This window comes from Candidatus Phycosocius bacilliformis (assembly GCF_003112735.1).
GTDB classification, from domain to species: domain Bacteria; phylum Pseudomonadota; class Alphaproteobacteria; order Caulobacterales; family Aquidulcibacteraceae; genus Aquidulcibacter; species Aquidulcibacter bacilliformis.
The window spans coordinates 152,917-178,273 of the sequence record NZ_BFBR01000008.1 but is presented as its reverse complement, the minus strand read 5'-3'; the positions used below and the strand labels follow the sequence as shown (position 1 = coordinate 178,273).

At 54.9% G+C, this 25,357-nt stretch carries 22 protein-coding genes, 1 tRNA gene and 1 other RNA gene; 3 read left to right on the top strand and 21 right to left on the bottom strand.

Going from position 1 to position 25,357, the window contains the following annotated elements; genetic code table 11:
• From PbB2_RS13145 to tig, 5 genes are all read right to left on the bottom strand, one after another.
• Positions 1 to 625, bottom strand: a 625-nt coding sequence (locus PbB2_RS13145) for a GTP-binding protein (RefSeq protein WP_133245806.1), incomplete at its 3' end; no start/stop codon positions are given.
• A 44-nt stretch (positions 626 to 669) separates the two neighbouring features.
• A complete protein-coding gene (gene fusA, locus PbB2_RS13140; protein ID WP_108985780.1) occupies positions 670 to 2,748 on the bottom strand; it encodes an elongation factor G in 2,079 nt (692 codons plus the stop codon).
• Between the two features lie 39 nt (positions 2,749 to 2,787).
• The gene (gene rpsG / locus PbB2_RS13135) at positions 2,788 to 3,258 is read right to left on the bottom strand and encodes a 30S ribosomal protein S7 (protein WP_108985779.1); all 471 of its coding nucleotides are present in this window, start codon (positions 3,256 to 3,258) and stop codon (positions 2,788 to 2,790) included.
• Positions 3,259 to 3,388: 130 nt separating this feature from the next.
• Positions 3,389 to 3,760 carry a 30S ribosomal protein S12 gene (gene rpsL, locus PbB2_RS13130; protein ID WP_085339554.1) on the bottom strand — a complete coding sequence of 124 codons (372 nt, stop codon included), beginning with the start codon at positions 3,758 to 3,760 and terminating at the stop codon, positions 3,389 to 3,391.
• A gap of 1,275 nt (positions 3,761 to 5,035) precedes the next feature.
• Entirely contained in the window at positions 5,036 to 6,520 is a 1,485-nt protein-coding gene (tig, locus tag PbB2_RS13125) for a trigger factor (protein ID WP_108985778.1), read from the bottom strand.
• A 338-nt stretch (positions 6,521 to 6,858) separates the two neighbouring features.
• Here tig and PbB2_RS13120 point away from each other — a divergent pair, with 338 nt between their 5' ends.
• Positions 6,859 to 7,659 (top strand): class I SAM-dependent methyltransferase, encoded by an 801-nt coding sequence (locus PbB2_RS13120; RefSeq protein ID WP_108985777.1) that lies wholly within the window; start codon positions 6,859 to 6,861, stop codon positions 7,657 to 7,659.
• Between the two features lie 126 nt (positions 7,660 to 7,785).
• On the opposite strand, the gene PbB2_RS13115 is transcribed toward PbB2_RS13120, so the two are convergent.
• From PbB2_RS13115 to PbB2_RS13105, 3 genes are all read right to left on the bottom strand, one after another.
• Positions 7,786 to 7,870: transfer RNA gene (locus PbB2_RS13115), tRNA-Leu, on the bottom strand.
• Positions 7,871 to 7,973: 103 nt separating this feature from the next.
• Positions 7,974 to 9,809 (bottom strand): ATP-binding protein, encoded by a 1,836-nt coding sequence (locus PbB2_RS13110; protein WP_108985776.1) that lies wholly within the window; start codon positions 9,807 to 9,809, stop codon positions 7,974 to 7,976.
• Positions 9,809 to 10,849: an SIR2 family protein gene (locus PbB2_RS13105; protein WP_108985775.1), complete on the bottom strand. Its 1,041-nt coding sequence runs from the start codon at positions 10,847 to 10,849 to the stop codon at positions 9,809 to 9,811. Before PbB2_RS13105 ends, PbB2_RS13110 begins: the two co-directional genes overlap by 1 nt.
• A 440-nt stretch (positions 10,850 to 11,289) precedes the next feature.
• Between PbB2_RS13105 and PbB2_RS13100 the strand changes: the two genes are divergently transcribed.
• Positions 11,290 to 11,556 (top strand): hypothetical protein, encoded by a 267-nt coding sequence (locus tag PbB2_RS13100; RefSeq protein ID WP_108985774.1) that lies wholly within the window; start codon positions 11,290 to 11,292, stop codon positions 11,554 to 11,556.
• A gap of 78 nt (positions 11,557 to 11,634) precedes the next feature.
• Here PbB2_RS13100 and PbB2_RS13095 read toward each other — a convergent pair whose 3' ends face one another.
• The 10 genes from PbB2_RS13095 to PbB2_RS13050 form a co-directional block, all read right to left on the bottom strand.
• The gene (locus PbB2_RS13095; protein ID WP_108985773.1) at positions 11,635 to 12,762 is read right to left on the bottom strand and encodes an acyl-CoA dehydrogenase family protein; all 1,128 of its coding nucleotides are present in this window, start codon (positions 12,760 to 12,762) and stop codon (positions 11,635 to 11,637) included.
• A gap of 66 nt (positions 12,763 to 12,828) precedes the next feature.
• On the bottom strand, positions 12,829 to 13,563 hold the full coding sequence (locus PbB2_RS13090) for a YebC/PmpR family DNA-binding transcriptional regulator (protein ID WP_108985772.1): 735 nt from the start codon (positions 13,561 to 13,563) through the stop codon (positions 12,829 to 12,831).
• Between the two features lie 110 nt (positions 13,564 to 13,673).
• Positions 13,674 to 14,498 (bottom strand): TIGR00282 family metallophosphoesterase, encoded by an 825-nt coding sequence (locus tag PbB2_RS13085; protein WP_108985771.1) that lies wholly within the window; start codon positions 14,496 to 14,498, stop codon positions 13,674 to 13,676.
• The gene (locus PbB2_RS13080) at positions 14,495 to 15,094 is read right to left on the bottom strand and encodes a 5-formyltetrahydrofolate cyclo-ligase (RefSeq protein WP_108985798.1); all 600 of its coding nucleotides are present in this window, start codon (positions 15,092 to 15,094) and stop codon (positions 14,495 to 14,497) included. The genes PbB2_RS13085 and PbB2_RS13080 overlap by 4 nt, the downstream gene beginning before the upstream one ends.
• 43 nt (positions 15,095 to 15,137) lie before the next feature.
• Positions 15,138 to 15,298: non-coding RNA, 6S RNA (gene ssrS / locus PbB2_RS13075), on the bottom strand.
• A 96-nt stretch (positions 15,299 to 15,394) separates the two neighbouring features.
• The gene (locus PbB2_RS13070) at positions 15,395 to 16,186 is read right to left on the bottom strand and encodes an inositol monophosphatase family protein (RefSeq protein ID WP_108985770.1); all 792 of its coding nucleotides are present in this window, start codon (positions 16,184 to 16,186) and stop codon (positions 15,395 to 15,397) included.
• Positions 16,187 to 16,381: 195 nt separating this feature from the next.
• A complete protein-coding gene (locus PbB2_RS13065; RefSeq protein WP_108985769.1) occupies positions 16,382 to 16,588 on the bottom strand; it encodes a type II toxin-antitoxin system RelE/ParE family toxin in 207 nt (68 codons plus the stop codon).
• Positions 16,575 to 16,871 carry a type II toxin-antitoxin system ParD family antitoxin gene (locus PbB2_RS13060; protein ID WP_108985768.1) on the bottom strand — a complete coding sequence of 99 codons (297 nt, stop codon included), beginning with the start codon at positions 16,869 to 16,871 and terminating at the stop codon, positions 16,575 to 16,577. The genes PbB2_RS13065 and PbB2_RS13060 overlap by 14 nt, the downstream gene beginning before the upstream one ends.
• A gap of 97 nt (positions 16,872 to 16,968) precedes the next feature.
• Complete coding sequence (locus PbB2_RS13055) at positions 16,969 to 18,105, bottom strand: anhydro-N-acetylmuramic acid kinase (RefSeq protein WP_108985797.1); 1,137 nt, start codon at positions 18,103 to 18,105, stop codon at positions 16,969 to 16,971.
• A gap of 183 nt (positions 18,106 to 18,288) precedes the next feature.
• On the bottom strand, positions 18,289 to 19,575 hold the full coding sequence (locus PbB2_RS13050; RefSeq protein ID WP_192576337.1) for a S41 family peptidase: 1,287 nt from the start codon (positions 19,573 to 19,575) through the stop codon (positions 18,289 to 18,291).
• A 168-nt stretch (positions 19,576 to 19,743) separates the two neighbouring features.
• Between PbB2_RS13050 and tyrS the strand changes: the two genes are divergently transcribed.
• Positions 19,744 to 21,006 carry a tyrosine--tRNA ligase gene (gene tyrS, locus PbB2_RS13045; RefSeq protein ID WP_108985766.1) on the top strand — a complete coding sequence of 421 codons (1,263 nt, stop codon included), beginning with the start codon at positions 19,744 to 19,746 and terminating at the stop codon, positions 21,004 to 21,006.
• Positions 21,007 to 21,009: 3 nt separating this feature from the next.
• Here tyrS and glmM read toward each other — a convergent pair whose 3' ends face one another.
• From glmM to ftsZ, 3 genes are all read right to left on the bottom strand, one after another.
• Entirely contained in the window at positions 21,010 to 22,365 is a 1,356-nt protein-coding gene (glmM, locus tag PbB2_RS13040) for a phosphoglucosamine mutase (protein WP_108985765.1), read from the bottom strand.
• Between the two features lie 97 nt (positions 22,366 to 22,462).
• Positions 22,463 to 23,377: a UDP-3-O-acyl-N-acetylglucosamine deacetylase gene (lpxC, locus tag PbB2_RS13035; protein WP_238165017.1), complete on the bottom strand. Its 915-nt coding sequence runs from the start codon at positions 23,375 to 23,377 to the stop codon at positions 22,463 to 22,465.
• A gap of 178 nt (positions 23,378 to 23,555) precedes the next feature.
• Positions 23,556 to 25,199 carry a cell division protein FtsZ gene (gene ftsZ, locus PbB2_RS13030; protein ID WP_108985763.1) on the bottom strand — a complete coding sequence of 548 codons (1,644 nt, stop codon included), beginning with the start codon at positions 25,197 to 25,199 and terminating at the stop codon, positions 23,556 to 23,558.
• Positions 25,200 to 25,357 lie beyond the last annotated feature (158 nt).

The following is a 25,357-nucleotide window of genomic DNA, read 5'->3' as shown; positions in this document are numbered from 1 at the left end:
ATGGACGCTCTGGCTGTGGAATATACTCATCCACCGATGCCATCAGCGCCAAAATGGCTTCTTCGCCAATCTTCGGGTCACGGCCTTCAACCGCTGCCAAAGCCGAACCCTTGGTGATGGGGATATCGTCGCCTGGGAATTGGTAGCTCGACAGAAGCTCACGCACTTCCATTTCCACCAGTTCCAGCAATTCTTCGTCGTCCACCTGGTCGACCTTGTTCATGAACACGACCAGCGCTGGCACGCCAACCTGACGGGCCAACAAAATGTGCTCACGGGTCTGAGGCATCGGGCCATCAGCCGCCGACACCACCAGGATCGCGCCGTCCATCTGCGCTGCACCCGTGATCATGTTCTTCACATAGTCCGCGTGGCCTGGGCAGTCCACGTGCGCATAGTGACGGTTTGCCGTCTCATATTCCACGTGGGCGGTATTGATCGTAATACCACGTGCCTTCTCTTCGGGAGCCGCGTCAATATCCGCATAGCTCATCGCCTTGGCCGTTCCAGCCTTCGCCAAGGTCATCGTAATCGCCGCCGTCAACGTCGTCTTGCCATGGTCCACGTGACCAATCGTGCCAATGTTGCAATGCGGCTTCGTCCGTTCAAACTTTTCCTTTGCCATGGTTTTCTCTCAGCTTTTCATAAGTTGGGTAAAGAGGGGTGGGATTAGCCAGCGAGCTTGGCGAGCACTTCCGCGCTCACGGCCCGAGGCACTTCTTCATAATGGTCGAAAGACATGGAGAAGGATGCACGGCCCGAGGAGAAGGACCGCAGATCGTTCACATAGCCAAACATATTGGCCAGCGGCACCATGGCATTCACGACATTGGCGTTGCCGCGCATGTCCTGACCTTGGATCATCCCGCGACGGGAATTGATGTCCCCGATCACCGAGCCGGTGAATTCTTCAGGGCTGACCACTTCCACTTTCATGATGGGCTCAAGCAGACGCGGATCACCATGTTGCTTGAGTTCACGGAAGGCAGCGCGCGCGGCGATTTCGAAGGCCAAGACGCTGGAGTCCACATCATGGAATGCCCCGTCGACCAGAGTGGCCTTCAAGTCGATCAGCGGGAAGCCGGCCAACAGACCATTCTGCACCGAGTTTTCCAGACCCTTGATCACGCCGGGGATATATTCCTTCGGCACCGCACCGCCAACAATCTGGCTCTCGAAGGTAAAGCCCGACCCAGGCTCACCTGGCTCGAAAATCACCTTGATGCGGGCGAATTGACCGGTACCACCGGTTTGCTTCTTGTGGGTGTAGTCGATTTCAGCGCGCTTGGTGATCTTTTCGCGATAGGCCACCTTGGGCTGACCGACATTGGCATCCACATCATAGGTACGACGCAGAATGTCGACCTTGATATCGAGGTGCAATTCGCCCATGCCGCGCAGAATGGTCTGGCCGCTTTCTTGATCGGTCGACACGCGGAAAGATGGATCTTCATTGGCAAGCTTTGCCAAAGCCAGACCCAGCTTTTCCTGGTCGCCCTTCGACTTGGGTTCGATGGCGATTTCGATCACAGGCTCTGGGAATTCCATCCGCTCAAGCACAACTGGCTTCAGAGGATCGCACAGGGTGTCACCAGTGCGCACTTCCTTCAGACCAGCCAGAGCCACGATGTCACCAGCATAGGCTTCCTTGATGTCTTCACGGTTATTGGCATGCATCAACAGCATGCGGCCGATCCGCTCTTTCTTGTCGCGCGAGGAATTGAGCACGCCGTCACCAGCGGTGCACTTACCCGAATAAACGCGGCAGAAAGTGATGGTGCCAACGAACTTGTCGTCCATGATCTTGAAAGCCAGCATCGAGAACGGATCTTCGTCGCTTGGACGACGCACGGTCTCTTCGTCAGTCTTAAAGTCGATGGCCTTGATGGCTTCGCGGTCGGCAGGCGATGGCAGATAGTCGACCACCGCATCGAGCAGAGGCTGAACGCCCTTGTTCTTGAAGGCCGAGCCGCACAGCACAGGATGGAACGCCCGACGGCGCACAGCCACGCGCAGCAAGCGCTTGATGGTTTCCTCGTCAGGCTCAACGCCTTCGAGATATTCCATCATGACGTCATCGTCCATTTCGACGACGGCTTCGAGCAATTTGTGGCGATATTCTTGAGCCTTTTCAACCAGATCAGCGGGAATTTCTTCCACGTTGAACTTTGCGCCCAAGCTTTCTTCCAGCCACACAATCGCCTTCATGCTGATGAGGTCGATCACGCCCTTGAAGTTGTTTTCCGCACCGATGGGCAATTGCAAGCACACAGGCTTGCCACCCACGCGGGTGACGATTTCGCTGACGCAATTGTAGAAGTCAGCGCCGATCTTATCCATCTTGTTGACGAACACGATGCGGGGCACGTCATATTTGTCGGCTTGACGCCAGACGGTTTCGGTCTGAGGCTCAACGCCTTGGTTGCCGTCGAGCACGCACACAGCGCCATCCAACACGCGCAGCGAACGTTCCACTTCAATGGTGAAGTCCACGTGTCCTGGGGTGTCGATAATGTTCAAGCGCTTGTCGCGCCAGAAGCAGGTGGTCGCAGCGGACGTGATGGTGATGCCGCGCTCTTGCTCTTGCGTCATCCAGTCCATGGTGGCCGCACCGTCATGGACTTCGCCAATCTTGTGAGACTTACCGGTGTAATACAAAATGCGCTCAGTCGTCGTGGTCTTGCCAGCGTCGATGTGAGCCATGATGCCAAAGTTGCGATAATCAGAAATCGCGTGGGTGCGAGGCATTGAAAAACCCTTTCAGGGGAGTTCTTGGTTTGACTGGTCCTACCAGCGATAATGCGAGAAGGCGCGGTTCGCTTCAGCCATCTTGTGCGTGTCTTCACGCTTCTTGACAGCCGAACCGCGGTTCATGGCGGCGTCGGTCAATTCACCGGCAAGACGCTCTTGCATGGTGGATTCATTGCGCTTGCGGGCAGCACCCACGAGCCAGCGCAGCGCCAGTGCCTTGCGACGCTCTGCGCGCACTTCCACTGGAACCTGATAGGTGGCCCCACCGACCCGGCGCGAGCGCACTTCGATGGCAGGCGAGATATTGTCGAGAGCATCATGGAACACTTCGAGAGCCGAACGCTTGGCGCGCTTTTCGCACAATTCGAAAGCGCCATAGATGGTCGATTCTGCAACCGACTTCTTGCCCTCATACATGATGTAATTCATCAACTTTGTGACATCCATATCGCCGAACTTGGGATCTGGCAGGATGTCGCGCTTTTCGGCGCGGCGACGACGTGACATGGGAAACCTCGTGTCTAGACTTTAGTGAGCAGGCCCGGCCTGCAAGAAAACCAATCTGTTCGGTGGGAGGCGCGATGCCCTTTTGAAACCAACGAACACATCAACATGATCGACATAAACCGCCGTGCGATTACTTCGGACGCTTTGCACCATAGTGCGAACGACGCTGCTTGCGGTTCTTGACGCCTTGGGTATCGAGCACACCGCGCAGGATGTGATAGCGCACGCCTGGCAAGTCCTTCACGCGGCCGCCGCGGATCAGCACCACCGAGTGCTCTTGCAAATTGTGGCCTTCACCTGGGATGTAGCACACAGCTTCCGAACCCGAGGTCAGACGAACCTTAGCAACCTTCCGCAAAGCCGAGTTAGGCTTCTTTGGGGTGGTGGTGTAGACGCGGGTGCAAACACCACGACGTTGAGGGCAGCCTTTCAGGGCTGGAACCTTGTTGCGCACCTTCAATGGTTGGCGCGGCTTACGGATCAACTGGTTGATCGTTGGCATGTTTCTATAACGCTCCTGTATAGCCGACGGATGGGTGGCTATTACCCTCTTTCCAATGCGCGTCCCGCTAAAGCGTTTGCCTCAACGAATAAGCTGCGCGCGCAGCCCTGTCTCACAAGCTTCCAAAACCAAACGCCAAAACGAGCAAAACCACCGTCCCCCTTGGTCCGGTGCGCCATGCGCGAGATGATCACATTGTCTGGAAGACCCCCGCCTTCCCGGCCATGCCCTGCGGCACCCCAAGACTCAGAGGCTTTCTTCGGCGGCGTTCCTATAACTGGACAGCGTTTGGGTCAAGGTGGGGGCGCAGTGGGGGGGCACCCTCCCTTCTGCTCTATAGTGGGTAGAGGGTGAGAACAGCCTCGCGCTCCCATTTCTGAAATCTTGAGCATGAGATCCAGCAATTCAAATTAGAACCGCTTTGGTGATCCTTCCAGCCCACCAAACCGCAACCTCAATTGTTCTTGCGACATCGGGGTGGTCACGTGCGCAGCTTTGCTGCGTCGCTCCGCGATCCGTTTTCGAAGAAAACGGACACTTGACGACCCAGATGTCGCGCTCAAACTCGATGGACCGTTTTGGTGAAACGCAAGTTGCACCAAACGGTTCCAAGTGGAAATCATCAAACCGCTGTCATCCCGGACGGCGGTAGCCGGTCCGGGATCTTGTGACGCCTTTGCGTCATGGGGTCCCCGCTCTCCGCTGACGCTCCGGCGGGGATGACATCGTTTCGTTTTGTCTTTCTAAACAAACACCTGTCATCCCGGACGGCGGTAGCCGGTCCGGGATCATGCGACGCCTTTGCGTCATGGGATCCCCGCTCTGCGCTTCGCTGCGGCTGGGATGACATCGTTTAGAGAAGGTCTTTTATCTAGAATCCCTTTGGTGCTCCCTTTGCCCCACCAAACCGCACCCTCAATTGTTCTTGCGACAGCTGGGTGGTCACGTGCGCAGCTTTGCTGCGTCGCGGTGCGATCGGTTTTCAGAGAAAACCGACACGTGATGACACAGATGTTGCGCTCATGCTCGATGGCCCATTTTGGTGAAACACAGGTTTCCACCAAAAAGGGTCTAGACGGAAAGAACCGTGAACGGTGCCATCCCTGACGGCGCCGCTGGGTCCCAGACCTAAGCCTCGTGCCGGAGAGGCCCACGAGGTCCACGTTCGCAGCTCACGCTTTGGCGGCAATGGCATAGTATGCCGAGGGGGCCGGGCAAAGCAAAAGGCCCCGGTCGTTTGACCGAGGCCTTGCAAGACTGAGAAAGAAACCAAGCTTAGTCGGCTTTTTTCTTGGCAGGAGCCTTTTTCTTTGGCGCTGGCTTTTCTTCGGCAGCGGCTTCAACAGGTGCCTCCTCGGCAGGGGCGGCCTCCTTCTTGGCCTTTGCCTTAGCAGGTGCCTTCTTGGCGGGCTTGGCGTCGGCTGCCGGGGCCACCTCATCCTCGCTTTCCAATTCAGCGCGGGAGACTTTCACATCCTCAACCTTGGCCATTTGCAGCACGAAGTCGACGACTTTCTCCTCATAGAGAGGTGCGCGCAGGCTGGCCACGGCATTGGGGTTCTTCTGGAAGAATTCATAGACTTGGCGTTCTTGGCCAGGGAAGCGGGCGGCTTCGGCCTGAATGGCGCGCGCCACTTCCTCGTCCTTGACTTCCACGCCATTGACCCGGCCCAATTCAGCCAAAACCAGACCCAGACGGACCCGACGCTCGGCAATCTTCATGTAATCGGCTTTGAGTTCGTCTTCAGACTTGCCGGCATCTTCAGGATCTTCATTGCCAGCGGCCTTGTCCTGGGTGACTTGCGCCCAAATGGCGTCAAATTCAGCAGCCAGCATTTTGGGTGGCAAGTCGAAACTGTGGGTGGCGTCAAGCGCATCCAGAAGCGAACGCTTGGCCTTTTGACGCGACAGAGCGGCAAATTGGTCTTCGATATTTTTCTTGATCGCCTCTTTCAGCGTCGCCAAATCCGACAGGCCGAGATTTTTGGCCAATTCGTCATCAATCTTGGTCTCAACAGGCTTTTTGACTTCAACCACAGTCACATCGAAGGTCGCGGCCTGCCCGGCAAGGCTGGGGACGCCATATTCGGCTGGGAAGGTCACGTTCAACACCTTCTCATCACCGGCCTTCACGCCGACCAATTGCTCTTCAAAGCCGGGAATATAGGTGTTGGAACCCAGAACCACGGTCGAGCCATCGGCCTTGCCGCCGTCAAACTCAACGCCATTGATCTTGCCGACGAAATTACACACCACGGCATCGCCATCTGCGGCCTTGCCCTTCTTGGCTTCATAGGAAGGCGATTGCTTGGCAATTTCGGCCAAGGCTTCGTCAATCTCGGCATCGGTGGCCTCTGCCACAGGGCGGGTCACGCTCAAGGCTTGAATATCAGCGGGGGTGAAGTCTGGCATGATGTCCAGCTCAACATCAAACGTCAGGTCGGCCTTGCCGTCCATTACCTCAGCCAGCTTGCCCAGATTGGTCACATCGGGTTGGCTTGCGGCGCGCACGCCATTGGACGTCATCGCCCCTTCGACACCTTCTTGGACCAGTTCATTGACGACATCGCCCATGATCGACTTGCCATACATGCGCTTGACATGGACCACCGGCACCTTGCCCTTTCGGAAGCCCTTAATGTTGAGCTGTGGGGCCAGTTCTGCAATCTTGGCATCGGTGCGCGTGGCAATCAGGCTGGCGGCAAAAGTGACGCCATAGACGCGGCTGAGGCCTTCTGCAGATTTTTCGACGATTTGCATGATGATGTCCTAAACAGGAAGCGGATTACGCGGGTTGATGGAATGATGTGGGGGCGGCTGCCCGCAAGGTGCGCGCCTATGCCACGATGTGGAGCCCGTGTCTATGGGAGGTGCAGTAACTGGTGCGGTCTGGCCTTTGGACTGAGAAGCTGTCCAATCAGAACGTCAACAGTCTAGCGGATTTTTTGGCCAACATGCAGGGCGACTTCAGTCAAACTGTCCCCAGTGCCGCATGTGGCGGTAAATTATCTAAGGCTGAATAGAATTTTACGTTGACCCTAAAGGCGGTGCGTTGTTAGAGGGGTGTTTTTAAATCTTGAGTTTCAAGGATATGTATCATGTCGATCAGTGACCTTTCCCCACCACAGGGCTCTGCAAAATCTGACCCATTGCAGTGGATCAGCAATGATACATTCAAGGTCAAAGACTATCTCTTCCAATCATCTCACTTCGGAGCAGAGCGCAAAGACGCCGAGGCAATCGGAGCCTTCTGGATCATGAAAAATCCAGATTTATTAGCCTTGTATTATGATTGGGTGGTGCCTTTAGCGCCCAAGAAAGTTGTTGAAGTGGGCGTGGCCGGTGGGGGTGCTGCAGCCTTGTTGATGGAGTGGTTCCATCCTGAAACGCTCTGTCTTATCGACATCGAGGACCATACGACGCCAAACTTTAAAAACTATCTGAAAACTGAATCCGGCAAGAACATTCGTTGCTTTTTAAATGTGGATCAAAGCAATAAGACCCGCTTGGAACAGGTGATCAAGAGTGAGTTTCAAGACGAGAAACTGGACCTCGTTATCGACGATGCAAGCCATCTTTATGAGCCCAGCCTTGCAACCTTTGAAACCTTGTTTCCAAAGCTAAAGCCAAATGGCCTCTATATCATTGAGGACTGGGGATGGAGCCATTGGCAAGGCGATTATTGGCAAGGCGTTGATGCCCCATGGAGAAGCCTTCCTGGCCTATCCAATCTGGTGTTTCAATGCATTATGGCCAGCGCCTCCCGGCCTGGTTGGATTACCAAGGTTGTGAGTACACCGGCGGGAACTGTGGGTTTCCGGGGGCCAGACGAAATTCCCCCCCAAACGCCTATTGAAGACTATTATTTCAATCGCGGAAAAAAATTCACCCCCTTCTAATCGTTTTGGGCGGTGAGGCGCGATTGTACGTGCCAGACGACTTATGTGGCTATAAGCGGCAACCCCAGATTATCTCGTGCGCAATAACCGAAGGTTTTTCAGCTCGAAAGCCAATCACGTAAGAAGTGGTGCGGTCGGGGGGAGTCGAACCCCCACGCCTTGCGGCGCTGGAACCTAAATCCAGTGCGTCTGCCAGTTCCGCCACGACCGCGTTCCGCGGTGGCTTTTGGGCCAAGCGAGCCAGCGGGTCAACATGGGTGTGCATGGGGTGATGTTTTCGATCCAGACCACAAAGCAGCTGGCATATCAATAAATCAAATGGCGGTTGCGATAGACGAAAATTGAAAAGTGGTACTGGCTGGCTTTTCGTTTTCTGAAAGTGGGTTGATTTGGAGCTTCAAAGGCATGGAGGCAGCAATGCCGCTAAAGATACACGTCCCCGTTGGCAAAGTTGGAATGGACTCTTCAGTAAGCTTATCAATGTACGAAACTGCACTCGCAATCGCTTGCAAGTCTTTTTGGTTGACTAACCGATGAATGAAATAGTTATGTGCTTGTGAAGTGATCGTGTGAGAAATGTCATTAGGGCGCTGGCTAGCAATAGTCATGAACACCCCAAATTTGCGCCCCTCCTTAATAATTTCCTCAAAAGTTTCAAGACGATAATCTTTCCAGCTTTCAGATTCTCGCGCCGATTCTAGCGACAGAATATTGTGCGCCTCATCAATCACGATATTGAGCGTCTTATTCTGCCCATGCGCTTTATGATCGTTGTAAATCTTTCTAGCAATCAACAACGGGATAGTCTTTCGCATTTCAATATTAACGTCATTGAGAGAAATGACGACAATATTTGATGTAAACAAATTTCCTCCATTTACATCGTCAAAAATCTTTCTTATGTCAGCTTGCTTACTCAGAAGTTTATTGATCGCTGGTGCTATGTGTTCATTTTGCGCACGATTGGACAGCACATCATAGATGAGCTGAATGTAGCAAAACATAATGAACAACAATATCGGATCGTCCGAAATTGTAAGTGCGTCCACATGATTGAAAACCATCGTTTGCTCAATAAGATCGGGATTTGATTTTAGAAATTGGTTGGTTGCTCTTAATTTGTATTCTGAACTTTGATTATGCCAATCAATATCGGCTGCAATTTCCACACGCTCCCCAGCAGCGTCTTCTTCCGGCAAAATTTTGCGCAGGTAATCAAAAAGCAGATCAACGCGCTGCTTATCTGACATCTGCATGATCGACTTCACTTGCAGCTTAACGATGTTACGCACATGATTCTGCGGGTCGGCTCCTTCCATTACTTTTCGCTGTAAATGCAGTGCTCGCTTTAAGAATGGCTGTTGTGTTTTCTCAGTGGCATCGGCCAGAATAGATAGTATTTCGATGTCCATTAACCCGGCGTCTGTCAGCGGAAGTTTGTCCCCATCATTGTTGCGTGTGGAAAGTCGATAAACCGTTTTCTCGGTCGTGAGGCATTGGGGCCGAGCATATTCGCCATTGAAGTCGAAAAGGATAACGCGGCAATTTTCATTGAACTCAGCAGAATTACGGGAGCGCATTTCTGCAATAAATGCCTGGAAGAGCATGGCAAGCGTATTTGATTTGCCGCTACCAGTGTTGCCGAAGATGGCAATATGGCTGTTCATCAACCCATCGACAGGCAATGCGATGTCATAGCCCTCATATTCTGAGGTCGCAATGTGAAGCGCAATCCCATCCGTCGCAATAAGGTTGTGAATCTGATGGATTTTATCTTTTGTCAGGAGATAGGCTTCATTTCCAACAAGCGGTAATTCTTTGGTTCCACCAAAAAACATACCCTTATGGTTGAGAAATCCGACCAGAGACACCGTAAGCACGCGATTGCTATTTGGCGGTAAGGGTTGCCGGTCAACATAAGCACTTTCAAATTGTGCGTTCTCGCCGTCAACCTTGCCGATAAGGCTCAAGAATCCTTTCCGAATTTCCACATAGCTGCCGACAGCGATATTCCGGATAAGCTCTCCATCGAAAAATAATTCCGACAAATTTTTATCTTTATCGACTGTAATCGAAATCCGGCGGCCCGAAACCGTGGATACCTCTCCAACACGAAGAACCGATTCTTTCTGTAGGCGATCATTTGTCATTATGATTTGAGCACCGGCGGAATGCTCTCTAGGAGAGTATTGAAGCATTCAAAGTTGATGACCTGCGCGGCGGTAGGTGCGATAATCTTCACATTGCGATGTTGGGCAAACTTCACTTGGAAACCTGTCACCGCAGCGCTGTTAAAGGCAAAGATCAACAATTGCGCAGTCGGATTGCGGAGAGCGCGCTTCGTAATATCAAATATGTGTTCGTCTGCGAATGAAAAGCCAAAGGCGACAAGTAAGGCATTTTCCCTATCAATCGCATTGGCAAACATTCGCAACAGATCGTAATAGGTGCGATCAAGCAGCGTTGAATGAAATTTGCCGACATTTGGCAAAATGAGAGCCCGTTTATTCAGGCTTTCAGATACAGTTTCTGGAACGGCCTTCTCCGGGTCTGTCAGGGCGGTGATGCTCTTGCGGTTATAGCAAATCCCGGCGTCAGTACTTTGCCAGGTAAGCGAGCCATGAATTTTGAGCAAGTTAATTGTCGGTACTTCTGTTGGCCTATTGTAAACAGTTCCAGAGCGGTAGGTCCGATCAAAATACAGTTCCGGTGCAAATGAGAAGGTTCCATCAATTGCAGACGATCGATCAAAGCCATCATTTAATATAAGGGTTGGCAGGTCGGCAGCGGCATGCTCGATAAAGGTATCGTAGTTAGTCGTGAATATATTGGCTTGCCTTGGCAACAAATTGCTTTTTCTCTCGAACAAAATGCGATCCACGATTTCAAGCAGGCGCTTATAATTCCGAAATGTTTCATCAACTGGACTGCCCAAGAGGTCATGAGACTTTATAGACATACAGGTGGCTTCGATAGCTTCAATAAAATTTAAGGAAATTAAGTTCGCTTCTGGCTCATCCCCGGCCTCGATAAGTTCATTGATTTCAGCTTCAATGTTACCCGCTACCTGAATGGCTGGCATCGAAGCGCCAGAACCTATGAGGAAGTTGATATTCCCAGACTGAAAATAGGCCTGAAGGTCAGTTGCTACAGGATCGTATTCATTCTCTAACGTTATAATGTCGACCATAAGTTGCTCCGCCTGCTATTTCTACGGCTAGCACAGTTCGGAGGGGGCTGCTACGGCAATGCAAACATAGAAAGCTACTTGAGTTATTCGCCGCTAGCGGGCTTAACGTTTGCCAAAGATTGGGTCTTTCCTTAGCGTTCACAGCCACACTTTTGGGCACAACCTCCAAAAATTCGCTTACAATTAATTGATTTCATGATGTATTTTAAAGACTGATAGAAACCTAAATCCAGTGCGTCTGCCAGTTCCGCCACGACCGCGTTCCGCGGTGGCTTTTGGGCCAAGCGGGTCTGCGGGTCAACATGGGTGTGCATGGGGTGATGTGTGTGGGGTGCGGGGGGTGTCACCGGCTAAACCACCGGCCCCTGTCCTTTGGAGTGAAAGTCTGGTAAACTGCGTGGTGAAAATTGGACAGATTGGGACGGTCCGGGGCTTGGCAAATGGTTGATTTCGACCTGACCTATGATCATCAAACAGATGTGTTGTACGTCACCACCAAGCTGACGGGGGCAAGCTTCATCACACATGGCGATGACGGCATTGTGTGGAGCCATCAGATCGAAGATGGCCAATTGGTCTCGATGACGGTGGTCGACTTCATGTCGCACTGGCAAGGCGATCTGGCCGCCTTGACCGGCAAGCTGCACGAACAGCTCTTTATGCCCTGCCCAACTGGCCCGGTCAGCGTTGAAGCAGTGGCAAATTAGGTCGTCCTCGCGGCACTTTGTGGGGCACCCGCAAAGTCACTCACTTGGAAGATCACGTCAAAAACATGGTGGGCCGCTCTACAGCTGCCCATAATCACCCTCGATGCCGAGTAGGGCGCGGCCTGCGAGTTCGAGGCTGCCGGGGGCGACCATGATATGCTGGGTGGCGACATGGGCATCGCGGAATCGGCGTTGCAGTGGGCACGTCTCATAAACCGACGTCCCTCCACCCAATTCGTGCATGATACGGGTGACCTCGGCACATGTGCGAACCGCATGTGTGGCCGCAATGCGCAGGTGGGCACGCTCCTCCAATGTCAAGCTGCCGCGCTGGCTGGCCCCGGCAAACGCAGTCTCGGCACTGTCGAGCAGAAGTGTGCGGGCGGCACGCACCATGCCTTCGGCGCGCGCAATATCGGCCTGGGTTGACGCCCGCTCAGCCAGAGGACGGCGTGCACCGGTGGGAATCTTACCTCCTGCCAAACCAATCAAATCCTGAATCGCCCCGCGTGCATTGCCCAAAGCCACCGCCGCAATCGACATGGCCAGAAGGCCAAAAGCAGGAAAGGCATAGAGCGGGCGGTCAATGCGGGCCTTATCCTCGCTGAGTGATACAGACCGATCCGCCGGGATTACCACATCGCGCGCCACAAGGTCGCCACTACCCGTGCCCTTCATGCCAAACGCATGCCAGGTGTCGACAAGCTCAACCTGGTCGCGCTCAAACCACATCATGCGCGCTTGGGGTGGCCCATCACCCACGGTCAAAGCCCCACCGACAAGCCAAGCGCAATTGGCACTGCCAGAGCCCCAATTCCACTGGCCATTGACCCGATAGTATGCGCCCTCGCGCACCGCCCTGCCCTTGGGTGCGAACACCCCTCCGGTGATGATCGTGGGATCTGACCAGATTGTGCGCGCATGATGATCCGGCAGATAGGCCGCGTTGATGGCCGTGGTTGCGCCAATCATGATACACCAACCCACTGAAGCCTGGGCCTCGCCCATCAGCTCAATGATTTCGATCATGCGCGCCGGTGGCAGTTCAAGCCCGCCATAGTCCGTCGGCAGAGCCATGCGGAAAAAGCCTGCTTGGGCCAAAGTTTGGGCAAGGTCTGCTGGCAGACGCCGGGCAGCGTCAATCTCATCGGCGCGGGCAGCAATCACGCCTTGCAAGTCACGGGCGCAGGACAAAAGGTCAGTCATGGGGCTACACTGACCCAAACCGGCAGCATAGACAAGGACTTTGGCAAACACATTGAGAGGAGCAGATTACTCCCCCTCGTCTTCTTCCATCTCATAATTGCCGAATACATTCTGCACGTCATCATCATCTTCCAAGATGTCGATCAATTTGCGCAGGCTGGTTGCGGCATCCCCGGTCACCTCGATCCGCGCATGGGGCCGCCAGACGACATTGGCCGCTTCTGCATCGCCAAAGCGTTCGGCCAAGGCGGTGGAGACTTCGCTCAATGTTTCAAACGTACAGGTGATGGTGTGGCCGTCTGCGTCGCTTTCCACATCATCGGCACCGGCATCAAGGGCGGCTTCCATCATGTCATCTTCACTGGCGACTGAAGCGGGGTAGAAAATCTCACCCACCCGGTCAAAGCCCGAGATGACCGAGTTGGTGGTGCCGAGATTGCCGCCCGCTTTGCTCAGATAGCTGCGGATATTGCCACCCGTGCGGTTCAGATTGTCGGTCAAAGTCTCAATAATCAGGCCGATCCCGCCGGGGGCATAGCCCTCATAGCGCACCATCTTGTAATCTTCGCCACCTGCGGCCGAAGCCTGGCTGATCGCCCGTTCGATGCGGTCCTTGGGCATGGATACCGCCCGTGCATTGGTCACAGCCAGACGCAGGCGCGGGTTCATCGCAGGGTCTGGTACCCCCAGTTTCGCCGCGGTGGTGATTTCGCGGGCGATCTTGGTGAAGGCCTTGGCGCGCAGGGCATCCTGACGGCCTTTGCGGTGCATGGTGTTCTTATATTTGGAATGGCCGGCCATGGTTGGAAAGTCTCACAAGTTCGGTCGATCAGGGATTGGGTGGCAATGTGCGGGCGGGGATTTAGCAGGCTCGGCGCGCTTGTGCCACAACGGCATGCTGTTAAGCGCGATCACCCATCAACCAAGGGCATGGTCTGCTTGATCCCCATGCCGAACCGGATTGGCTCGGCACGAACTGCAAGGCCGGTGCGGTCGTCTGTCTGGACGAAAATACCCGACGCAAGCCCCGGCCCGTCGGCTGGCTCATGGCGTTGATAGGGCAGGCGCGACGCCAATTTGCGCACCGCAATCTGCTTATTCATGCCGATCACGCTGTCATAATCCCCGCACATGCCAAGCTCTGTCTGAAACGCCGTTCCGGCTGGCAGGATGCGGGTGTCGGCAGTGGGCACATGGGTATGGGTGCCAAACACCAAGCTCGCCCGCCCATCCAGATAATGGCCCATGCCCTGCTTCTCGCTGGTCGCTTCACCATGAACTTCCACAATGATGGCATCTGCCATGGTTCCTAGGGGGCAGGCGGACACTTCGCGCTCAACAGCGCTGAAGGGGCAATCCAGCGCGTCCATATAGACCCGGCCCATTACTGTGATCACCAGCACATTTGCCCCGCCAATCTGGAACAGATGCGCGCCCCGGCCCGGTGCTTGGCTTAGCGGGGGATAATTGGCCGCGCGCAGGATTCGGGGATCGCGATCAACCAAGCCAAGGGCCTCGCGCTGGTCCCAGGCATGATTGCCCAAGGTCAAGCAATCTGCACCCGCGTCGAATAAGTCATTGGCGATTGACTCAGTAAGGCCAAAGCCACCAGCGGCATTTTCCGCATTGATGCCAACAAAATCCAGCCGCAGTCGACGGCGGATGTCGGCCAAATTTTCACACAGCACGTTCCGGCCTGCCCGGCCGACCACATCGCCAAAAAATGCCAGTCTCATTCTATCCCACTCTGTGTTGCGATGGGGTATGCCTCAATCGGCGTGATAATCCAATCTAAGCGCTGATCATGGGCTTCAAAGGGGATTTGTTCGACTTCTTGAGCAGCAAAAGCCACACCGATGGCCAGCACAGGCCCTGCCGCGCGCAGAGCCTGCAATGTGCGGTCATAATGGCCCTGGCCTTGTCCCAGTCGATGACCGGCCCGGTCAAAGCCTAACAAAGGGACAAGCACAATGTCAGGGCGAACAAGTGGGAGATGCGCTTTTGGCTCCATCACACCCCAAGCGCTCTTTTCAAACAGGCTGGGATCATCGGGATCGCACAGATGAAATGTCAGGCCAGCGCCCTCACCGCCCTTTGGCGGCGTGCGCGGCAAACAGAGTTTTGCGCCTTGGGCGGCCAATGCCCGCATCATTGGGCGCGGGTCCATCTCAGTCTTGAATGGGATATAGCTGGCAATCACAGCATTCTGCACCCCATCCGGCAGGGCGGAAATATGGGCGACGAGCGCATCACCCGCCTGTGGCGCATCGGCACAGGCTTTGGCTCTGGCCACAATCAAGGCTGATCGAAGTTCAGATTTGACTTCAATCATGGCAGCCAAGCCCATAAAAAAGTTGCGAAAAAAGGAGAAAGCTGGTGGATCCACAAGGACCGTGAGACAATAACTCGTCCCCGTGCGACCTGGATAACCAGGTGGGTGCCAGATGACAGGAACCACGGTTCCAACCAGCGCCAGCTCCCGACGAGAGAGTTAGGTCGGCGGGACGTAGATGTCCCACGCGAACCGCAGACCCACCGCTGCTCTAGGTATGCCCGATACAGATGTGATGCAAGGGCAAGCTCTCACAAGACTGGCAATCGTGTCCATACAGTCGGGTTCGGGACGGCTTCTTTATTTGGCGGCCAACAGGCGTTCATTCATCAAAGCCAAGATCTTCTCATTCGCTGCCACGATCGAGCCGGTTTCCATAAAGTCCCCGCCATAGATTTCCGCACACACACCACCGGCTTCGCGCACCAGCACAACCCCAGCGGCAATATCCCACAAACCTAGGCCATGCTCCCAAAACCCATCAAACCGGCCCGCTGCCACCCAAGCCAAATCAAGCGCGGCAGACCCAAAGCGGCGGATACCAGCCACGCGCTGGGTGAATTGATGCAATTCCCTGAACATTTGCGCGTGCCCAGGCTTGCCTTGGAAAGGAATGCCCGTGGCCAGGACACAATCACCCAAGCTCTTGCGGGCAGCCACCCGCAAGCGCTTATCATTATGGAACGCCCCTCGGCCGGCTTCGGCCCAGAACAAATCATCGGTGATTGGATTATAGACAACCCCTGCAACCAAGCGGCCTTCGCGTTCCAGCGCGATCGAAATGGCCAGATGGGGGATGGCGTGAACGAAATTAGTTGTGCCGTCGATGGGATCAACGATCCAACGATTGGTCTTGTCCGTACCCTCAACCATGCCGCGCTCTTCGCCCAGAAAGCCATAGCCAGGGCGAGCTTTGGTCAATTCCTCAAACAGGATTTTTTCGGTCTTGAGGTCAGCAGCAGTCACGAAATCGGAAGGGCCCTTCCTCGCAAGCTGGAGGTTCTCGACTTCACCAAAGTCGCGGCTGATGACTTTACCAGCTTTGCGCGCGGCGGCGATCATAACGGTCAGAAGCGGACTGACGACGCTCATAGGGGGCTCTCTTCACGATGTTAAACAGCAGATGTGCGGGGCCTTTACCCCATCTGGGCGCAATTGGATAGGGGGGCGGAGCGGTCGGAAAGCCCCTACAATACCCCGTTAAATCAGCGCCTCAATATCGCGCGCGCCATGGATAACATGCTCAATGATCAAGAAATCCTCAGCCACTCGGTAAAAAATCATGTATTACCAAAGTGGCACCACCCGAATTCCAGCCATCAGATCTGGCCTTGCCTCCCCACTTTCAGGAAACAAACGAAGTCGATCAATAACACTTTCAAGCTGCTCTGTGAAAAGCACATCACGCCCTGGACGAACTTGCCAAAGCTGATCTTGGATGGCGCTTAGTTCTTCGATCGCCACTTCAGAAAGCTGAAAATCAAGCCGTGTCATCTGCGGCAAGATCAACATTACGCTTCGCAATGCGACCTTTAAGGCCCTTCATGGCGGTTTCACCGTCAACTTTGGGACTATCGACACCTCTTTGAATTTCAGCCTTGAGCACTTCAAGCTGCTCAGCGCGGCTAAGCGCATTCACATGCCGATTTGCTTCATGTTCTTCCAACAAACGAAGACCTGCGCGCACCACTTCACTCGCACTGGCATAGCGCGCGCTTGCCAATTGCTCTTGGATAAAGGCGTCGAAGTGGGGCCCGAGGGAATAGCTGGATGACATATCGCGCTCCAAATACTAAGTTTTAAAGTATCAAAATTTGATAGTTTGGCAAATGGATTTCAAAGGCTAACTTTATGGCGACCTGAAGCGACGTCATCTAGCCCGCCCATGACAGCACCCCACCCGTCGTGGGCCTATCCACCCCCGTTGTACCCGGAAAACTCAACGGCAGCCCGCGCGCGGAGCGGACGGCGAGGAGGGCGAAGCATTCGGCTTCAATCGCATCGCCACGCAGACCGATTGTGTCGGCATCTATGACTTGAACGCCACAGCGGGCGGCAATTTCAGCCATCAGCACCGGGTTCTTACGTCCCCCCCCTGCCACCACCAAGCGCTTGGGCCGTGTGGGCAATAGGCGCAACCCAAGGTCCAGACTGGCCGCCACCAAGGCCGTCAAGGTCGCAGCTCCATCTTCCAGCGATAGGCCGCGCACAAGGCCTGCATCAAAATCAAAGCGGTCAAGCGATTTGGGGTAAGGCGCGTCAAACCAAGGATTGTCCAAAATCTCCAACAGGCGGCCCTCATGGACGCGGCCCGAGGCAGCCAAGCGACCATCCTGGTCATAAACGCCCTGGCCATGGGCCTCGACCCATTCATTCAACGGGCCATTGGCGGGGCCGGTGTCAAAGGCGGCCAAACTATCCCCGCCGTCCCACCACGTGATATTGGCCACACCACCCAGATTGAGAATGGATGTATCCCCTCCCAAACCAGCATGGCGTAGGATGGCGGTGTGGTAGATAGGGGCGAGGGGTGCCCCCTGCCCGCCCGAGGCCACATCATGACTGCGAAAATCCCAGACGGTATCAATCCCCGTCAACTCAGCAAGCTTTGCCCCATCCAGTAATTGCCGTGTCCGGCCGCCTCCCCCAATTTGCGGGCGATGCAAAACGGTGAGCCCATGGCCCCCGACAAAAGCAATGTCTTCAGGCCGCATCTTGGCTTTTTCGACGAGTTTCAAGACCGCGCCCGTATAAATGCGTGTGATCAAGTCTTCGGCCTCGGCGAATATCAAAGGCTCTGGCCCCTGAAAGTCCCACGCGCGGGCTTGGGTGATGGCCTCGGCCAAAAGCGTGCGATCGGCGTCGGAATAGGCAAACAACTCAAACGGCCCAAACTCTGCCACGCGGACACCATCGGTACGGATCAACGCGGTATCGACAAAGCCATCCAGCGCGGTGCCCGTCATCAGGCCAATGGCCCAGAGGGGCACGGTTTCAGTCTCATTTTGCATGGCTTTTTGCACTCTTGGCTGCGGGATGCGCATTAAATCAGTCCCAATGCGCCTATTTGGCATATCCAGTCCATCTGAAAAGCAGTGTCATATAGTTCTTGTCGATTAGTATGCAGCTAGTTGCCATCCGTGGATCGAGACTTATCACTTACCACCGATCAACGCTCAAGCCACATCAGTTCGCTAACGTAAACTTTGATTTTGGGGTGTCTTCAAAATCTCAATTGCTTGCTCCATTTCAGCATCAACCTGCGGGGCGTCCGCCTTGACCAACACGTCAGGAATGATGCCGAAATCCTCATAAGCCTTCCCTGAGGACTGCACATATGTCCCAATTCGTAGCACCAGGTACCCATGATCGTTTCCGACAAAAATCGGTCCGATCGCTAATGATGACCCAACGCGTCCGGAAGTCCGCTGCCCCACAATTTTTGCCTGCCTAATTTCTCGTAACGCGGCTGCTGCAAGTTCAGCACCAACCGCTGTCTCATCATTAACCAACACAACGATTGGAGCCCCGTTTGCCTCATCACCGGGCCGCGCATAAAAGCGCTTTGGCAAGACCGTCTTACATTGAATACTGGGGTTGTCGGTCAATATCAGCCCACGGCTTGCAAATATGTCTACCAGTCCAATTACGCCATCCAGCGCTCCGCCGGCATTGAATCGAAGGTCTAGTATATATCCTGTTGGTTTTCGGATTTCTTGCCGAATTGCCCGGATTGCGTCGCGCACTTGTTTGCCCGTGTCCTCCTGAAACGAAGAGACCGCCAGCACGCCGATGCCGTCGACAACTCGATGTCTAACTTGAGGAAAGTCAAGTGGCGCGCGTCGTATTGCGAACGTCTTCTCGATTCCGTCTCTCACAATTGTCACCGCAACATCAGAGTCATAAGGTCCAACCAATTGGCTAGCTACTTCTTCTTCAGACAAATCTGTAATTGGCTTGCCATCTATGGCCTTCAATCGATCGCCAGCAAGTATGCCAGCATCAGCGGCAGGGCCATAAGGAATTGGGCGCACGATCACTACACCCGAGCTATCTATCTTCAACCCAACCAGAATGCCTGCCCTCAATCCCGGCGGTCGGTCTTTATGGATGACAAATTCATTGCCAGCATCGAACACTTGAGCCATCCCCTTCAAGACAGCCTTATCAAGCTCTGAGGGATCTGTTTTGGCTTGTAGGACCTCCTTATAGGCTTTGGCAAATCCTCCAAAGTCAGGCGTACTGAGGACAATTGGTGCGGCATCTTTTCTCTCTGGTAGCGCATTGATGCCCTTAATCGCCCCAGCAAAGACGCGGCGCTTATCGGGTTCACAATAGGCAAGACGAACCGCTTCCGCAGCTTCATCAAGTCTGCGAAGGCTTGTTTCAGTGCTGGAACCAAGCGGCTGTGCAAAAGCCTTAAGAAGCGAAACTGGCCAGCATGCAAAGACAAGGAATGCAATAAACCGAGTGTACTTCAATGCCAACCTCCACCTATAGTTACCATGTTGCATGCAGCTGTAAGTGTCGTCAATCTAAAGGACGCCCCTGCTTCCCCAAACACACAGGGCTTCAAATCCCCCTCACCTGTGCTAAACGCGCCCGAGCGTCGATGTATGCACTAACTTACGTAACCACCAAATCAGAGGATGACGGCCATGACCCATAAATCAGCGTTCGTTCAAACGCTTATGGAGCGCGGCCATTATTATCAAGCAACCGATCTGGAAGCTTTGGATGCCGCAGCCCTTGAAAGTGAGCGCGGTGGCCGGGCTTTGACCGGCTATATTGGTTATGATTGTACGGCACCCAGCCTGCATGTCGGCAGCTTGACGCAAATCATGTTGATGCGCCGCCTGCAACAATGTGGTGGCAAGCCCATCACCCTAATGGGCGGTGGCACCACGAAGGTGGGCGATCCGTCTGACAAGAATGAGGCCCGCCCGGTTCTAACCCAAGAGGTGATTGACGCCAATAAAGCCTCAATCCAGACGGTTTTCGCTAAATTCCTGACCTTTGGCGACGGCCCGCGCGATGCCATTATGGTGGACAATGCCCAATGGCTGGATGAGGTCAAATGGCTCGATATGCTGCGCGAAATTGGCAAGCATTTCACCATCAATAAGATGATTGCACTCGACATCGTCAAACGGCGGCTCGACCAAGAAGTGCCGATCACCTTTCTTGAATTCAACTATATGCTGTTGCAGGCCTATGATTTCCTCGAGCTCTCGCGGCGTTATGACTGCAATCTGCAAATGGGTGGCTCTGACCAATGGGGCAATATTGTCCAAGGGGTCGAGTTGTGTCGCCGCGTGGATGAGCGCCACGTTCTGGGCGTCACCCAGCCTTTGTTGATGAATGCGGCTGGGCAGAAGATGGGCAAGACGGCCAATGGTGCGGTCTGGCTCAATGCCGACATGCTCTCGCCCTTTGATTATTGGCAATATTGGCGCAATGTCGATGATGCCGATGTCGAACCTTTGATGAAGCGTATGACGGATCTGCCGTTGGACGAGATCGACCGTTATGCGGCTTTGGGCGGGTCTGAGATCAATCTGGCCAAGATCGTACTGGCCACCGAAACCACCGCCCTGCTGCATGGCCGGGAGGCGGCGGAAGCGGCCAAAGCCACAGCGGCAGCGCAGTTTGGTGGTGGCGGGGCCGATGCTGGGCTGCCAGTTGTGAACCTTGCTTCTGTGCCTGCCTCATTGGCGGCTTTGTTTGTGGCCGCTGGACTGGTGGAGTCCAATGGCGAGGCCAAACGGCAAGCCAAAGGTGGTGGCCTGCGGCTCAATGACAAGCCGGTGCAAGATGTGACCGGCCCCGTGCCGCCGGAACTCGACAAAGGTCAAGAGATCAAATTATCGCTTGGTAAGAAGCGCCATCTGCTGGTGAAATTGGCCGGGTAAAGATCAGCCGACCAGACGGCGGCTCTGCAGGGTTGCGGCCAATTCGTCGACAATCTGGGTGATCTTGCGAGGATCATCACCCTCAGCCATCAGGCGTACAACAGGCTCTGTTCCCGATGTGCGCACCACCAGACGCCCGCCGGATGCGGTCAGCATGTCTTCCACCTTTTTGACCTGCGCCTGCATGTCGGGATCGGTCAGCGGAGACGCCCCACTATAGCGGATATTCTTCAAGACTTGGGGAGATGGCGTAAAGACAGACAATGTCTCACTCGCCGTACGACCCCGCGTCACCATCGACGACAGCACCCGGAGGGCTGAGACCAGACCATCACCGGTGGTGGCATAATCCATCAGCACAATATGGCCGGACTGCTCACCACCCAGATTACAATCCTCTTCCCGCATGCGCGCCACGACCTGCCGGTCGCCGACGCCGGTGCGGATCAGACTAGAACCTTGGTCGGTCAGATAGCGCTCGAGCCCCAAATTGGACATGATGGTGGTTACCACACCAGGTCCCCTAAGGGTCTGATCCGCAATCATATCGCGGGCGATCCCTGCAATGATTTGATCACCGTCAATTTCATGGCCCTTCTCATCAATGATGATCAGGCGGTCAGCATCACCATCCAGCGCAATGCCAATATCGGCGCGCCGCTCCAAAACGGTTTGCTTTAACAGACGCGTATCCGTGGACCCACAGCCAGCGTTGATATTGCTGCCATTGGGATTGACCCCGATCTCGACCACATCCGCCCCAAGCTCATACAGCGCCCAAGGGGCGGTTTTGTAGGCTGCGCCATTGGCACAATCGACCACCACACGCAGACCTTCCAGGCTCATGCCGCGCGGGAAAGCGCCTTTGGCAAATTCCACATAGCGCCCGCGGCTATCCTCAAAACTCTTCACCAAGCCAATTTCATGGGGTGCTGCGCGAACGATCCGATCGGGCTCATCGAGTAGCTTTTCGATTTCCTGCTCTTGGGCGTCACTCAGTTTAAAGCCATCTGCGCCAAACAGTTTAATGCCATTGTCGGCAAAGCCATTGTGTGAAGCTGAAATCATCACGCCCAGATCTGCCCGCAGCGAGCGCGTCAACAAGCCGATCGCGGGTGTCGGGATGGGGCCTAAAATCTTCACATCCATGCCGACAGCAGCAAAACCTGCGACCAAGGCAAACTCAACCAAATAGCCCGACCGACGCGTGTCCTTGCCGATGATGACATTATGACGATGCTCACCGCGCTTGAACACGGTCCCAGCTGCCATGCCGAGGGTCATGGCAACTTCGGCTGTCATCGGCCATTTGTTGGTTTCACCGCGAATACCATCGGTTCCAAAATAGCGACGAGCCATTCCTATTCCCCCAAAAACTGATCGACCACACCACGTGCGCAGCGGTCGACAGGATCACCTCCCCGCCCGCTAACGCAAAGCATTTCTCATTGTGACATCATGCTCCCGCAGCGGGAAGCAATTCTCCTGCCAGTGGCGCGAAATTCCAGCGCCAGGCTTTAGGATCGGCCAAAAGGGCCCGGACCAAGGCAACATTCATTTCATGGCCTGCCCGTTCTGCAACATAGCGGCCTTTGATTGGGGCCCCAGCCAGAGCCAAATCGCCCACAGCATCGAGTGCCTTGTGACGAACGAATTCATCACCAAAGCGCAGCCCTTCCTGATTGACGATGTCATCACCATCAATCACCACGGCATTCTCCAGCGACCCCCCCAAAGCCAGACCCTTGGCTTGCATGGCCTCGACCTGATGTAAGAAGCCGAATGTGCGAGCTGAGCCGAGCCCTGAGGCAAAGTTTTGGGGCGTGCAGTCAAACACCACACGCTGGCGACCAATGGCGCGGGTGGCAAACTCAACCGTCACATCCAACTCAAACCCATCGAAGGGCTCAAGACGTGCCGACTTATTGCCAATTTCCACAGATACGGGCTTGAGCACTTCCAGCATGCGGCGCGGCGCACCCAGTGCCCGCAGCCCCACCATCTCGATCATTTCGATAAAAGGTTCAGACGAACCATCCAGAATGGGCACTTCAGGACCATCAATCTCAATCACCGCATTGTCCACGCCCATGCCGAACAAAGCCGCCATCAGATGCTCGACAGTTGCCACGGTCACACCAGCAGAATTGGCCAGAGTCGTCCCCAATTCAGTGGTGGTGACTTTGTCGACCAATGCAGCAATACGACGCGCAAACTCGGGGGCATCTTGCCGCACAAACACAATGCCATGGTCAATGCCAGCAGGCTTCAACGTCACACGAACGGGCTTACCCGTATGCAAGCCGATCCCCACACATGAGGTCTGGCCAGCAAGCGTATGCTGAAGGGCTGTCACAGTCTGATATTGCACGCGTCGGACCTTTGGTAGCTTCTTATCTCTTGCACAAAATGTGTGTTGCTGCCTGTTTGGCACCACCCCTGTCATCTGACAAACCAAACATTATTTCGAATTGTGACAAGGAAACGTGAACGCCGCCGTACATTGCTGCACGGCGGCGTTTCATGGTCTCGACAGCCAAATGAGGCGATCAGTTGGCCTGTTTGCGCAAGAAAGTCGGGATTTCGATCTCATCGTCAAACTCATCGCCAAATAGAGGCGGCGTTTGGGTCAGCGACTTGGCAGTTGGCTCTGGACGTTCATCCCATTGCTCTTCCCGCTGGGCTGGCTTGGGACGACCGAAGATATTGAAACCATTGAAGCCCGAATTGCGTTGAGGACGTGCCTCTTCCTGCGGTTGGGGTGGAGTCGGCCGGGCCGAATAGGCCGGTGGTTCCGCCCGTTGAACCGGGGCATGCATCTGCGGGCGCGGCTGAGCAGCTTGATAAGCTGGGCGGGCGGTTGCGCCATATGCAGGCTGGGCTTGCTGGGCGGGCTGCTGCCCATAATCCTGACGCGCATGCATAGGCTCTGGTGCAGCTTGCACAGGCTGCTGGAACAGAGGCTGCTGGACAGGTTGTGCAACAGGCTCAGGCGCGGGCTGGGCCATGGCAGCAGGCTGTTGGTAAGATGGCTGCTGATGCACTGCTTGAGCAGCGACGGGCGCAGGCTGAGGCTCTTGTTGACGCTGGACAATTGGCTGATGAACCAGAGGTTCACGGCCGTTATTCACCCGAACGACCGTCGGCCCAGGGCTGCTGGCAGCGGGCTGCTGGGCTGGGCTTGCTGAAAAAAAGCTCGCCCCTTGCGGGCGGGTCTCCATCGCAGCGGCAGCCTCAATACCCGTGGCCACAACCGACACACGCATCACGCCTTCCAAGGATTCATCAAAGGTCGACCCCACGATGATGTTGGCATCCGGGTCAACTTCCTGGCGAATATGGTTGGCAGCCTCGTCAAGCTCGAACAAGGTCATGTCATAACCGCCGGTGATATTGATCAGAACACCACGCGCGCCTTTGAGCGACATATCTTCTAACAGTGGATTGTTGATGGCCTTGGTTGCTGCTTCAAGCGCACGGCGCTCGCCACTAGCCTCACCAGTCCCCATCATGGCCTTTCCCATCTCGCCCATGACTGAGCGCACATCGGCGAAATCCAGATTGATCAAGCCGGGCATCACCATCAGATCGGTGATACCGCGCACGCCAGAATGAAGCACCTGGTCGGCCAATTGGAACGCCTGATGGAAAGTTGTCTTATCATTGGCGACACGGAACAGATTCTGATTGGGAATGATGATCAGCGTGTCGACATATTTCTGAAGTTCAGCAATCCCAGCGTCGGCCATGCGCATGCGGCGCGGCCCTTCAAACTGGAAGGGTCGCGTGACCACTGCGACTGTCAGGATGCCCTGTTCCTTGGCTGTACGCGCAATGACCGGAGCCGCACCTGTCCCCGTACCACCGCCCATGCCGGCAGTGATGAAAACCATGTTGGCATCCGCCAGATGGTCAAGAATCTCGCTTTGGCTCTCTTCTGCCGCCGCCATGCCGACTTGCGGCGTCGCACCAGCCCCCAGACCTTGGGTGGTATTCAACCCGATCTGAATGCGCCGTTCGGCTTTGGAGCGCGCCAATGCCTGGGCGTCGGTGTTAGCGACCACGAACTCCACCCCTTGCAGGTCCGCATCGATCATGTTGTTGACGGCGTTGCCGCCTGCCCCACCCACGCCGAAGACGACAATCCGGGGGCTCAATTCAGTTTGGGGGGGGACATTTAGGCGGATAGCCATTCTAGGCTCCTCGAAGGCTTCTGGCGGAACAGGTGTAAGAATCGATGGCTGAGGATGCCCCCGACATGCTTAAGCAGGAGTTAATTCGATTCACGCAAATGATGAATCTTAAGCAAAAATTCAGCATGATTCACGCATCCCCGAAAGGCGGTTAAACC

Bases quoted from the DNA above. Each gene is read 5' to 3' on its own strand.
- PbB2_RS13110 (WP_108985776.1), bottom strand. From the start codon at position 9,809: ATGACAAATGATCGCCTACAGAAAGAATCGGTTCTTCGTGTTGGAGAG.
- ftsZ (WP_108985763.1), bottom strand. From the start codon at position 25,199: ATGGCTATCCGCCTAAATGTCCCCCCCCAAACTGAATTGAGCCCCCGG.
- tig (WP_108985778.1), bottom strand. From the start codon at position 6,520: ATGCAAATCGTCGAAAAATCTGCAGAAGGCCTCAGCCGCGTCTATGGC.
- PbB2_RS13065 (WP_108985769.1), bottom strand. From the start codon at position 16,588: ATGACACGGCTTGATTTTCAGCTTTCTGAAGTGGCGATCGAAGAACTA.
- PbB2_RS13060 (WP_108985768.1), bottom strand. From the start codon at position 16,871: ATGTCATCCAGCTATTCCCTCGGGCCCCACTTCGACGCCTTTATCCAA.
- PbB2_RS13100 (WP_108985774.1), top strand. From the start codon at position 11,290: ATGGTTGATTTCGACCTGACCTATGATCATCAAACAGATGTGTTGTAC.
- rpsL (WP_085339554.1), bottom strand. From the start codon at position 3,760: ATGCCAACGATCAACCAGTTGATCCGTAAGCCGCGCCAACCATTGAAG.
- tyrS (WP_108985766.1), top strand. From the start codon at position 19,744: ATGACGGCCATGACCCATAAATCAGCGTTCGTTCAAACGCTTATGGAG.
- PbB2_RS13105 (WP_108985775.1), bottom strand. From the start codon at position 10,849: ATGGTCGACATTATAACGTTAGAGAATGAATACGATCCTGTAGCAACT.
- fusA (WP_108985780.1), bottom strand. From the start codon at position 2,748: ATGCCTCGCACCCACGCGATTTCTGATTATCGCAACTTTGGCATCATG.
- PbB2_RS13120 (WP_108985777.1), top strand. From the start codon at position 6,859: ATGTCGATCAGTGACCTTTCCCCACCACAGGGCTCTGCAAAATCTGAC.
- PbB2_RS13070 (WP_108985770.1), bottom strand. From the start codon at position 16,186: ATGAGCGTCGTCAGTCCGCTTCTGACCGTTATGATCGCCGCCGCGCGC.
- PbB2_RS13085 (WP_108985771.1), bottom strand. From the start codon at position 14,498: ATGAGACTGGCATTTTTTGGCGATGTGGTCGGCCGGGCAGGCCGGAAC.
- PbB2_RS13080 (WP_108985798.1), bottom strand. From the start codon at position 15,094: ATGATTGAAGTCAAATCTGAACTTCGATCAGCCTTGATTGTGGCCAGA.
- PbB2_RS13090 (WP_108985772.1), bottom strand. From the start codon at position 13,563: ATGGCCGGCCATTCCAAATATAAGAACACCATGCACCGCAAAGGCCGT.
- PbB2_RS13095 (WP_108985773.1), bottom strand. From the start codon at position 12,762: ATGACTGACCTTTTGTCCTGCGCCCGTGACTTGCAAGGCGTGATTGCT.
- PbB2_RS13055 (WP_108985797.1), bottom strand. From the start codon at position 18,105: ATGCAAAATGAGACTGAAACCGTGCCCCTCTGGGCCATTGGCCTGATG.
- glmM (WP_108985765.1), bottom strand. From the start codon at position 22,365: ATGGCTCGTCGCTATTTTGGAACCGATGGTATTCGCGGTGAAACCAAC.
- rpsG (WP_108985779.1), bottom strand. From the start codon at position 3,258: ATGTCACGTCGTCGCCGCGCCGAAAAGCGCGACATCCTGCCAGATCCC.